This window comes from Mesorhizobium sp. (genome assembly GCF_017306585.1).
Taxonomy (GTDB): Bacteria; Pseudomonadota; Alphaproteobacteria; order Rhizobiales; family Rhizobiaceae; genus Mesorhizobium.
In genome coordinates this window covers 1-11,579 of the sequence record NZ_JAFKIC010000299.1, presented here as the reverse complement: position 1 = coordinate 11,579, position 11,579 = coordinate 1, and the positions used below count along the sequence as shown (strand labels likewise).

The window sequence follows — 11,579 nt, the reverse complement described above, 5'->3', positions numbered from 1 at the left end:
CGGCTTTCGCCAGTCACCAAGATTGCTAAGGGAGAACCGGCGGCGAAGCTGCCAATCTCCCCCCTTGAGGGGGAGATGTCCGGCAGGACAGAGAGGGGCGCCCGGGCTCGATATTTCAATCGGTCTCACAGCAGCGCCTCCAGCAATCCGGCAGCTTTCTCCGGCCCGTTCTGCGCCTGCATCTGGGCGGACGTTTTGGCGAGCTTGGCCTTCATCTTCGGGTCGGTCAGGCAGGTCTCGATCTTCGCGACCAGCTCGGCGTCGGTCCAGTCGTAGCGCGGCATGCCGAAGCCGTGGCCGGTTTCCTCGACGCGGGTGGCGTTGTCGTGCCCGTCCCAGACATAGGGCATGATGATGGCCGGCTTGCCGAAATAGAGGCACTCGGTGAACGAGTTGTTGCCGCCATGGTGGATGACGGCGTCGACCTGCGGAATGACCGAAGGCTGCGGAAACCAGCTGTCGACGATGACGTTGCCGGGCACGTCGGTATACTGGTCCTTGTAGCCGCCGACATTGACCAGAGCGCGGTAGCGCGTCTTGCCGAGCGTGGCGATGATGCGTTTCAGAAGGTCGACGTCGCCGGCGCCGAGACTGCCGAACGAGACATAGAGCAGAGGACCGTCATTGTTCTCGGCGAAGGTCGGTACCGTGAACGGCTTCTCCTGGCGCACGCAACCTTCGAGATACTGGAACCTGGCCGGATCGAGCGGATGGCGGCGCTTGAACTTGGCGGCTTCCGGATAGAGCAGCAGATTCAGGTAGGGCGAGGCCTCGAAGAACTGACCGATCGGATAGGGCGCCTCGTTGTTGTCCCTGAGGAACGCGTTGAAGTCGTCGTGGATCGGCTTGATCACAGCGTTGAAATGGTCGCGATAGCGCTTGTGGCCGGCATGGTCGTTCTCGCCGCAACCAGAGAGATGCGGCGGGATATCCTCGTCCTCGATCTCGTTTTCCGAACAGGAGATGACCCGCACCCACGGCTTGCCGAACTGCTTGATCGCCGGGAACAGGATGACGTTGTCGACGCAGATCACGTCCGGCTTGATTGCCGCTAGTACGCGCGGCAGATCCTTCTGCGCCCACTTGGCGCTGTCGACGATCGCGGTCCAGCAATCCTTCACGTAGTTGTCGATCTGATCGTAAGGCGACTTGCGGAAGTTGGGGATGTGGCCATTGATGAAGTCCTCCCAGAACTTGGCCATCTGCTCGGGCGGCATCGGCTCGGAGAGGTTCACCGGATGGGCCTCGAAACCATAGCCCCTGTAGACCTCGAGAAAGCCGGGGTCGGACAGGAACACGGCCTTGTGGCCGCGCGCTTCGACCGCCTGCGCGATGCCGACGGAATTGAGCGCCGGGCCGTAGGCGGCCTCCGGGAAAAACGCGATCGTCTTCTGCGCCATCAGGCTTGTCCTCCAATCATTCCTTGAAAATTCTGACATCGGCGGCGTCCCAGCCGAGCTCGACCTTGTCGCCGGACGAGACCGGCCGGCGGTCGGCGGCATCAGCGGTGACCCGCACCAGAAACGGCTTTGGCGAGAGCGGTGTGCGGACATGCAGCTGCAGATCGAGCCCCTGATAGGCCAGCGCCTCGACCGTGCCGGTGGTGCGGTTGGCGGTCTCGGCCGGCGGGAAGAGCCGGATGCGCTCGGGGCGCACCGACGCCACGGCCGCTTGGCCCGCCGTCAACTCCGTGGGAAGCTTGCCGGCGATACGCGTGCCGTTCGTCGCCGCGACGCCATCCGCGGTGGCCTTGCCCGGGACAAAGTTCATGACGCCGATGAAGTCGGCGACGAAACGGTCGGCGGGATGTTCGTAAACCGCGTGCGGCGTGTCGCATTGCAGGAGTTTGCCGTCCTTCAGCACCGCCATGCGGTCGGCCATGACCAGCGATTCTTCCTGGTCGTGGGTGACGATGACGAAGGTGATGCCGACTTCGTGCTGCAAGCGCTTCAACTCCAACTGCATGGCGCCGCGCAGTTTCTTGTCGAGCGCGCCGAGCGGTTCGTCGAGCAGCAGCAGTCGGGGCCGCTTGACCAGCGCGCGGGCGAGCGCGACGCGCTGCTTCTGGCCACCCGAGAGCTGGTCCGGCTTGCGGTCGGCGAAGGGCACCAGTTCGGTCGTCGCCAGGATGGCATCGACGCGCGAGCGGATTTCGGCCGAGGGCAGACGCTCCATCTCCAGCCCGTAGGAGACGTTGGCGCGCACGCTCATATGTGGGAACAGCGCGTAGGACTGGAACATCAGGTTGACCGGCCGCTTGTTGGGCGGGGTCCTGGCGATGTCCTTGCCGTCGAGCAGGATGCGGCCGTCGCTCGGCGTCTCGAAGCCGGCCAGCATGCGCAGCAGCGTGGTCTTGCCGCAGCCGGAAGGCCCAAGCAGCGCGAAGAATTCATTTTCGCGGATGTCGAGCGAGATGCCGTCGACGGCGGTGACGCGGCCGAAATTCTTCGACACCTGATCGATGGCAAGCAGGGTGCGCGGTTCGCTCATTGGCCGATCACTCCCCGGTTGAGCCGTTGCGACAGGGTCAGCGCGGTGATCGAGACCGCCATGACGATGGTGGCCAGCGCATTGATCTCGGGCGTGATGCCGAAGCGGATCATGGCGTAGATCTGCATTGGCAGCGTGGTCGAGGCGCGGCCCGCGCCCGCCGTGAAGAAGGCGATGATGAATTCGTCCACCGAGAGCGTGAAGGCGAGCAGCGCGCCCGCGATCACCGCCGGCGCGATGACCGGCAAGGTGACGCGCCGGAAGGTGGTGATGGCGGAAGCGCCGAGATCGGCGGAAGCCTCGACGATCGACCAGTCGAAGCTCTTCAGCCTTGCCCGCACGACCGAACAGACGAAGGCGAGGTTGAACACGACATGGGCGAGAATGATGGTGTGCAGGCCCATGGTGAGGTTGATCATGGAGAAGAACGACAGCAGCGCGATGGCGAGCACGATGTCGGGGATGATCATCGGCGCGAAGATCAGCGCTTCCAGCCCCTTGCCGTACTGGCGGCGCATCTCGACGCCGATCGCCAGCAGCGTGCCGAGCAGCGTGGCGATCGCCGTTGAAACCAGCGCCACGATCAGCGTGTTGAGCGCGGCCGACAGGATGGCGGAGTTGTGGGCCAGCGAGGCGTACCATTTCAGCGAAAAGCCGGACCATGCCGTCGGCAGACCGCCCTCGTTGAAGGAGAGCGCCACCAGCACGGTGATCGGGATGTAGAGGAAGGCGAAGACGAGGGTAAGCACGAGCCAGAGTGCGCGCCGCGTAGCGGGTGAACGCTCAGCCATCGGCGCCTCCCGTCTGGGCGGAGCGTCCCGCGGCGCGATTGGCGGCGAGCGCCTGCGCCATCAGCACCAGCAGCATGATGGCGATCAGGGCCATGGCCAGCGCCGCGCCGAACGGCCAGTCGTTGGCGGTCAGGAACTGGTCGTAGACGAGATTGCCGATCATCTGGAACCGGCCGCCGCCGAGCAGGGCCGGCGTGACGAAATTGCCGATCGACAGCACGAAGACGAAGACCGCGCCGGCAGCGATGCCGGGCACGGTCAGCGGCAGGATAACGCGGCGAAACGTGGTGGCGGCCGAGGCGCCGAGGTCGCGCGAGGCTTCAGCGAGCTCGGGATTGAGCCGCGACAGCGGCGCGTAGCAGGCGAGGATGACGAAGGGCAGGTAGTTGTAGACCAGGCCGGCGATGACGGCGCCCTCGGTGTAAAGCATGGAGGGCGGCTCGCCGGTATAGCCGAGCCAGCGCAGGAGCTGGGTGATCAAACCCTCGCGGTTGAGCAGCACGATCCAGGCATAGGTGCGGATCAGATAGTTCGACCAGAACGGCAGTACGGCGAAGAACAGGAAAACCGGCTGCCACCGGCGCGGAGCGGCCGCGATGGCATAGGCGGCGGCATAGCCGACCACTACCGCGATCAGGGTAGCGGTGCCGGCGATACGCGCCGATTTCAGGAAGATGCCGGCATAGAGCGGGTCGAAGACCAGCCCGAAATTCTCCAGCGTGAAGGTGTAGTCGATGCCGCCATAGATGCCGCGCCTGAAGAAGGCGAGCGCCAGCACCAGCGCGCAGGGCACCACCATCAGCGCGGTCAGCCAGACCAGCGCCGGGGCCATCAGCAGGGAGGAGCGGGAGGGTCGTGTCACGCCGCGCCTCCGCTGGTGCCCAGCAGGCTCCCCCTCACCCGGATTGCCAACCGAATTGCGAAGCGCAATTCGGGGCAATCCGACCTCTCCCCGAGGGGAGAGGAGGTGGCAGACGCTGGCGCCTTTCTCTTCTCCCCCACGGGGAGAAGGTGGCCGCGAAGCGGCCGGATGAGGGGGCGCTGCGCCGGCGATTGGCGAAAAGCGGCAAGCCAGTGAATCTCCCCCCTCGAGGGGGAGATGGCGGGCAGGCCAGAGGGGGGCGCGACGGAACGCAAACTTGCTTCCAGCAATCGATCTTACTGCGCGGCCTTGATCTCGCTGACGATCTTGGAATAGTCGCGCTGGGCCTCGCCGACGTCGCGCAGCTGCTCGAACTTGACGAGATCGGCCACCGGCATCGCCATGTTGGGGAATTTCGCCAGGAAGTCGGCCGGCAGGCTCTCCATCGCCGGCTTGTTCGGCACCTTGTAGTCGATGTTCTGTGCCGCCCAGGCGTGGTTCTTGGCGTCGAGCATGAAGTTGACGAACTTGAAGGCGTCGTCCTTGTGCTCCGAGGCCTTCATCACCACCATCGTGTCGACCCAGAGATCGGAGCCTTCCTTGGGGATGACGTATTTGATCTCGGGCTTTTCGGCGATGCCGTAGTTGCACCAGCCGTCCCAGGCCTGCACCATCAACGCCTCGCCGGAAACCAGCTTGGAGTAGAAGGTGGTGTCGTCATAGGCGAGCAGCGTCTTCTTGGCCGAGATCAGCAGGTCCTTGACCTCGGCGAGCTTGGCCGGGTCGGTCTCGTTGACGGAAAAGCCCTTGTCGAGCTGGCCGGCGGCGAGCAGCCAGCGATCGGTCGCCAGCATGGTGGTCTTGCCCTTCAATTCGTCGGAGGGCGCCAGCAGATCGCTCCAGCTGGTGGGGGCTGTCTTCACCAGGTCGGAGCGATAGCACAGGCCGGTCGTGCCCCAGGTATAGGGCACCGAGAAGGTGTTGCCGACATCGTGCGGAAGCTTGGTCGCCTCAGGATAGAGGTTGGCGAGGTTGGGGATCTTGGCGTGATCCATCGGCTCGGTCAGGCCGAGCTTGTTCAGAACCTCGGCGAAGGGCGAGGACACGAAGACCACATCGTAGCCCTTGCCGCCGGCGGCAATGAGCTTGCCCATGATCTCCTCATTGGTGGCATGCACCACCACCTCGCCGGAGACGCCGGTCGCGGCCTTGAAGGAGGCCATGGCGTCGGGCGCCATGTAGCCGTCCCAGTTGGAGATGACGAGATCGGCGGCGATCGCCGGCGCCGACAGCGCCAGGGCAAGGCCGAGAGCGATTGAGGATACGCTGAGCGCTCGGCGCCGCGGACTGGTAGCGGTCATGGCAGACTCCCATTCGAATTGATCGTCGAATTCTGTGCTGGACCCCGCGCGGCATGTTCCGCGCCGTCGATCCTGTTCCCTCGGTCTTTTTGTCGCCGATTGCATACACAGTACTATTGCAGAAAAAAGTACGTCAATCCATAATTTGCCGGCTGGCTGTGGAATCTGGCCGATTGCGTCCATCGGGCCGATCGGTCAACCATGCAGGCGGCATCCGCTCACGAGATCAGTCATGCAAGCCGCAGCCCGACGTCCTCGCACCAACCATCTCGACCTGGCCCAGCGCATCCTGGACGTGGCGCGCCAGCGCGGCTTCGCGCCGGGCGCGCGCCTGCCGGAGCAGCAGATCGCGTCGCTCTGCAATGTTTCGCGCACGCCAGTGCGGGCAGCGCTTGGGCTGTTGGCCGAGCAGGGCGTGGTGCGCTGGGAGGCCGAGACCGGCTATGTCATGGCCATCGACCTTGCCGCGCAGCCGGCGATATCGGCCGAACTGCCCGCCGCCGAGGAGGACGAGCTTGCCGAGGCGATCCTGCGCGACCGGTCGGCGCGGCGCCTCGACCAGACGGTGACCGTCGCCGGGCTGATGCGGCGCTATAATGCCGAGCGCAAGACGGTACTAAAATCTCTTAACAAACTGACGGAAGAAAACCTGCTCGACCGCGCGCCCGGCCAATCCTGGCTGTTCCGGCGCGCGCCCGACGATCCCGAAGCGCAGGGCGAAAGCTACGAGTTCCGGCTGTTGCTGGAGCCGGCGGCGATCCTGGCGCCGGGGTTCCGGCTGGACGGCGCGCGCGCCGCCGCGCTGCGCCAGGGCATGGAGGCGCTGTCCGCGCTGCCCGATGCCGCCTTCGACACGCGCGAGTTCCAGCGGCTCGACATCGATTTCCACGGCATGATCGCCGAAGGCTCCGCCAACCGGTTCGTCGCCGACGCATTGTCCGATCACCTGCGGTTGCGCCGCCTGCCGGGCATCTATGCCGGGATCAACGTCTACAGGCTCAAGCAATCGCTGCTGGAACATCTGAACATACTCGACCATCTCGAAAGCCGGCAGTATGAGGTGGCTGCCGATCTGCTTCGCATTCACCTGCGCCTCTCGCGCAGCCAGCGACCGCAAGCGGCCAGCCGCGGCGCGCCCGCGCTGTTCGGCATGATCAGCCGGCCCGAATGAAGAGGGATTAATTGACGCGTAGAGCGAGCCCGACCATCGCGCTGTTTCCCGAAGCCAGTTTCGGGGCGGCGTTGAATTGCGTCGGCATCGCGCAGGCCTTGCGTGAGCGCGGCGCGCGGCCGGTCTTCATCTGCCACGCCGGTTTCTCCGGCGTCTTTGCCGACTACGGGTTCCAGGAATACCAGCTGCCGACCGACGAACCGTTGAGCGACAGCGAGCGCCAGAGCTACTGGCAGGCGTTCGTGCGCCGGCACCTGCCGCATTTCCGGCTGAGCCCGATCGACCAGCTCGAAACCTATGTCGCACCGACCTGGCAGGCGATCGTAGATACGGCGGTCAATGCCGAGGCGCCGCTGCGCCAGTTGCTGGCGCGGCTGAAGCCCGACGCCGTCGTGCTCGACAACGTCATCATGTTCCCGGCGATCGCGGCGGCCGGCTGCCCGTGGGTGCGCGTCGTCTCGTGTGCCGAGACCGAACTGCCGGACGCCGAGGTGCCGCCTTATCTGTCAGGCCTTGGCGCCGACGATCCGCAACGTGCGGCGTTCGAGGCCCGTTACCTCTCGGCCTCCGCCCCGGCGCATGACCGCTTCAACCGGTTTCGCGCCGATTGCGGGCTGGCTCCGCTATCCAAGGGCCTTTTCCTGGAAGCCTCGCCCGACCTCAATCTGCTGTTGACACCATCGATCGTGCGCCGCGAGCGCGCCGCACCGCTCGACCCCCGGCGCTTCGTCTATCTCGAGGGCTGCGTGCGCTCGGAAGGACCGTTCGAGGTGCCGGTGTTCCCGCGCAATGGCGGGCCGCTGGTCTATGTCAGCTTCGGCAGTCTCGGCGCCATGGATGTCGGCCTGATCGAGCGCATGCTTTCCGTCTTCGACAAGATACCGGCGCGGTTCATCGTCAATGTCGGCGGCCTGCGCGACGCCTACCGCGCGGTGCCGGACAATGTCTATCTCGACGCCTGGTTTCCGCAGCCCTCGGTGGTGGCGAAGTCGGACCTGTTCATCCACCATGGCGGCAACAACAGCTTCTGCGAGGCGCTGCGTTTCGGCGTGCCGTCGCTGATCATGCCCTATTGCTGGGACGGACACGACAATGCGCAACGCGCCGGGGAGACCGGTGTCGGCGACCATATCGGCCGTGACGGCTGGACAGAAGGAGTATTGGAGAGAGCCATTGTCGGCCTGCTGGCCGATGACGCCATGCGCGCCCGCCTCAAGGACAATGCAGCCCGGATGGCGCTGAAGCCTGGAACGGAAATGGCCGCGCAAGCCATACTCTCTCTGATACGGACCTGAACGAAATGCTCGATAAAAACACGAATACGATCGCCAACAATCCCAAGGCCTGGCTGACGCAGCACGGCATCAGCGAAGTCGAGTGCCTGGTGCCCGACATGAACGGCGTGCTGCGCGGCAAGGCGCTGCCGACGACCAAATTCCTCAAGGCGCTGGAAGACCGCGCGCTCTATCTGCCGAGCAGCGCCTTCCTGGTCAGCATAGACGGCCGCTATTCCGGTTCCATAGACGAAGGTTTTGCCTATTCCGACCCGGACATGCGCATGGTGCCTGACGTCTCGACGCTGTGCCTGGCGCCCGGCGCCGGGGCGGGGAAGGCCTATGTCTTCGCCGATGCCTTCCACATGGACGGCAGGCCCTGGATGGCCTCGCCTCGCCATGTGCTGCGCGCCGTGCTCGATCTCTATCGCCAGCGCGGCTGGCGCGCGGTGGTGGCGCCGGAGGTCGAATTCTATCTCACCGCGCACAATCCCGATCCGGACAGGCCGCTGACCGCGCCGGTCGGCGCCAATGGCCGCGCCGAGGCCGTGCAGCACCCCTACGACATGGTGGCGCTGGAGGAATTCGAGCCGGTCATCCGGCGCGTTTATGACTATGCCGCCGCCGCCGGCCTGCCGCTCGACACGCTGATCCACGAATCCGGACCGGGCCAACTCGAGATCAACCTCCTGCATGGCGACGCGCTGCCGCTCGCCGACCAGGTGCTTTTGTTCAAGCGGCTGACGCGGCAGGCCGCGCAGCAGTCCGGCATGCATGCGACCTTCATGGCCAAGCCGATCGCGGCGCAGGCGGGAAGCTCCATGCATCTGCACATGTCCGTTGTGAACGAGGCCGGCAACCCGCTTTTCGCCAGCACCGACGATGCCGATACCGAGATGTTCGACCACTTCATCGGCGGCCTGCAGAAATACGTTCCCGAAATCATGCCGCTGTTCGCGCCGAACGTGAATTCCTACCGCCGCATCCGGCCCAACCACAGCGCGCCGGCCAATATCGAATGGTCGCATGACAACCGCTCCTGCGGCCTGCGGGTGCCGGCCGGCGGGCGCATGGCGCGGCGGGTCGAGAACCGGCTGCCGGGCGCGGATTGCAACCCCTATCTGGCCATCGCCGGTTCGCTGCTTGCCGGCTATCTCGGCGTCGAACAGAAGCTGGCGCGCTCGGCGGAAGCTTCGGGCAATGCCTACAAGATCAGGAGCACGCTGCCGAAAACCATGGAGGAGGCGCTCGACCGTTTCGAGGCCTGCGAGCCGGTTCGAAAACTGCTCGGCGAAGATTTTTTCCAGACCTATCTGCGCGTCAAGAGCGTCGAGCTCGACCTGTTCCAGAGCGTGGTGACGAGCTGGGAACGCGACCACCTCCTGCTGAAGGTGTGATCATGGCCGCTTCAACGGGTTTCAATTCCGGTCTCGATATCGGCAAATCCTATTATGTCGCCACCGCCAATCCGGCGCCCGACCATGCGGCGCTCGCCGGCGACGTCGAAGCCGACCTGGTGGTCGTCGGCGGCGGCTGCACTGGCCTTTCGGCGGCGCTTCATGCCGCCGAGCGCGGACTGAAGGTCGTGCTGCTCGAAGGCGGCAAGATCGGCTGGGGCGCATCAGGTCGCAATGGCGGCCAGATGATCCCGGGCCTGCGCAAGGGCGCCAAGGGGCTGGTCAAGCTCTACGGGCCGGAGCGGGCCAAGGTGCTGTTCGATCTTGCCTTCGAAGCGCGCGGCCTGGTGCTCGACATCATCGAGCGCCACAAGATCGATTGCGATCTCAGGCTCACCGGGCATCTGGTCGGCGCGGTCAACGGCTCCGACCTCAGGGATCTCGAGGACGAGGCCAAATGCCTTGAAAGCGTGATGAAGTTCCGCGAGGTCGAGATCCTGTCGGCGGCGGATGCGCGGGCCAAGGTCGACACGCCCTATCACGGCGCCATGTATGAGCCGCTTGGCGGCCACATGCATCCGTTGAACTACACGCTCGGCCTTGCCCGCGCGGCGGTCGCGGCCGGCGTCGTCATCCATGAAAATTCGGTTGCGGTGAAGCTGGAGCGCGAGCCGTCGATCCGCGTTTCGACGGCCAAGGGCTCGGTGCGGGCCAAGCACGTGGTGCTGGCGGGAGATGCGCTTCTCCATGGGCTGGAGCCGCGCGTCAACAGCCGCATCATGCCTGTCGGCAACTACATCGTCGCCACCGAGCCGCTGGAAGGCGCGCGCAATGTCATCCCGGCCAATGTCGCGGTCTCCGACACGCGCTTCGTCGTCAACTATTACCGCATGTCGGCGGATGGCCGGCTGCTGTTCGGCGGCGGCGAGCGTTACACGCCGTCACCGCCAGCCGATATCGCCGGCTTCGTGCGGCCGCATATGGAAGGGACGTTTCCGCAGCTCAAGGGTTGCCGCATCGATCATGCCTGGGGCGGGCTGGTCTCGGTGACGACATCCAGGCTGCCGCATGTCGGGCACTATGGCGAGGTCTATTTCGCGCATGGCTATTCCGGCAAGGGCGTCATCCTGTCGACACTGTCGGGCAAGCTGCTGGCCGAGGCGATCATGGGGGATTCGTCACGGCTCGACCTGTTCTCGACGCTGACGCCGCTGCCGTTCCCCGGCGGCACCGCGCTGCGCGGTCCGCTCTATGTGCTCGGCATGTTGTGGTACGCGATGCGGGACCGCATCAAGCATTGAAAGGTGGCGGCGCACGCAATTCTTGTGATGTCGGCGGAACAGGCCCCCTCTCTGTCCTGCCGGACATCTCCCCCTCAAGGGGGGAGATTGGCAGCTTCGTCGCTTCGCTCACTCCTGCAACGTTGGAGATTGACGAAGGCCGAAACGACAGCTGATCTCCCCCCTTGAGGGGGAGATGCCCGGCAGGGCAGAGAGGGGGGCCGGCCCGCTGACGTCGAAAACAATCGGCTCCCCTCAAACCACAAAGAAATCCTCAACCCTGCGCCTCGCCTCCAGCAACGCCGGCAGGATTTCCCGTTCCATGTCGGAAACCGAAAACCGTGCCGACTGGGTCGAGACGTTGATCGCCGCGACCGTGCGTTGCGCGCGGTCGCGGATCGGCACGGCGATGGAGCGCAGGCCGAGTTCCAGCTCCTCGTCGACGATGGCGAAACCGTCGGCCCTGGCCTTGCCGATGGCGCCGGCCAGCAGCCCGACATCGGTGATCGTCTTCGGCGTCCGCTTCTCGATGGTCGCCCGGCTAAGGAATGCGTCCAATTCTTCCTGCGCCAGACCCGCGAGCAGCATGCGGCCCATGGAGGTGCAATAGGCCGGAAGCCTCGTGCCGACATCCAGCGACACGCTGAGGATGCGGCGGCCGGGAATACGGGCGACGTAGACGACATCCTGGCCCGACAGGATCGCCGCCGAACAGGCTTCGTTCAGCTGCGCGGCGACGGCGCGCATGATCGGGGCGGCGAAGCTCCACAGCGAGGTTCCGCCGAGCCAGGTTCGGGCGACGGTCAGGAGACGCGTCGACAGCGAAAACACGCGGCCTTCCTGCGTCGCATAGCCGGTGGCCGTGAGCGTCAGCAGGAAGCGGCGGGCGCCGGCTCGGGTCAGGCCGGCTTCCTCGGCCATCTCGGTCAAGGTCATGCCCTGGGGATGCCGGG

The 11,579-nt window shown here is 65.3% G+C and carries 10 protein-coding genes; 4 read left to right on the top strand and 6 right to left on the bottom strand.

Annotation, left to right across the window (positions count from 1 at the left end):
• Positions 1-125: 125 nt before the first annotated feature.
• The 5 genes from J0I79_RS33520 to J0I79_RS33500 form a co-directional block, all read right to left on the bottom strand.
• Entirely contained in the window at positions 126-1,400 is a 1,275-nt protein-coding gene (locus J0I79_RS33520; protein ID WP_292869975.1) for a glycosyltransferase, read from the bottom strand.
• Positions 1,401-1,416: 16 nt separating this feature from the next.
• Positions 1,417-2,490: an ABC transporter ATP-binding protein gene (locus J0I79_RS33515; protein ID WP_292869972.1), complete on the bottom strand. Its 1,074-nt coding sequence runs from the start codon at positions 2,488-2,490 to the stop codon at positions 1,417-1,419.
• A complete protein-coding gene (locus tag J0I79_RS33510; protein ID WP_292869970.1) occupies positions 2,487-3,281 on the bottom strand; it encodes an ABC transporter permease in 795 nt (264 codons plus the stop codon). Before J0I79_RS33510 ends, J0I79_RS33515 begins: the two co-directional genes overlap by 4 nt.
• Positions 3,274-4,113, bottom strand: a complete 840-nt coding sequence (locus J0I79_RS33505) for an ABC transporter permease (protein ID WP_292869978.1) — start codon at positions 4,111-4,113, stop codon at positions 3,274-3,276. The genes J0I79_RS33510 and J0I79_RS33505 overlap by 8 nt, the downstream gene beginning before the upstream one ends.
• 326 nt (positions 4,114-4,439) lie before the next feature.
• Positions 4,440-5,504, bottom strand: a complete 1,065-nt coding sequence (locus J0I79_RS33500) for a spermidine/putrescine ABC transporter substrate-binding protein (RefSeq protein ID WP_292869967.1) — start codon at positions 5,502-5,504, stop codon at positions 4,440-4,442.
• A gap of 232 nt (positions 5,505-5,736) precedes the next feature.
• Here J0I79_RS33500 and J0I79_RS33495 point away from each other — a divergent pair, with 232 nt between their 5' ends.
• From J0I79_RS33495 to J0I79_RS33480, 4 genes are read left to right on the top strand one after another with little or no spacing between them, the layout of a single operon-like run.
• Positions 5,737-6,675, top strand: a complete 939-nt coding sequence (locus J0I79_RS33495) for a GntR family transcriptional regulator (RefSeq protein WP_292869964.1) — start codon at positions 5,737-5,739, stop codon at positions 6,673-6,675.
• 11 nt (positions 6,676-6,686) lie between these two features.
• On the top strand, positions 6,687-7,970 hold the full coding sequence (locus J0I79_RS33490) for a glycosyltransferase (RefSeq protein WP_292869961.1): 1,284 nt from the start codon (positions 6,687-6,689) through the stop codon (positions 7,968-7,970).
• Positions 7,971-7,975: 5 nt separating this feature from the next.
• Complete coding sequence (locus J0I79_RS33485; protein ID WP_292869958.1) at positions 7,976-9,346, top strand: glutamine synthetase family protein; 1,371 nt, start codon at positions 7,976-7,978, stop codon at positions 9,344-9,346.
• A 2-nt stretch (positions 9,347-9,348) separates the two neighbouring features.
• Positions 9,349-10,647: an FAD-binding oxidoreductase gene (locus J0I79_RS33480; RefSeq protein WP_292869955.1), complete on the top strand. Its 1,299-nt coding sequence runs from the start codon at positions 9,349-9,351 to the stop codon at positions 10,645-10,647.
• Between the two features lie 234 nt (positions 10,648-10,881).
• Here the strand turns inward: J0I79_RS33480 and J0I79_RS33475 are convergent.
• The coding region (locus J0I79_RS33475; RefSeq protein WP_292869952.1) for an IclR family transcriptional regulator C-terminal domain-containing protein at positions 10,882-11,579 on the bottom strand (698 nt) is incomplete at its 5' end.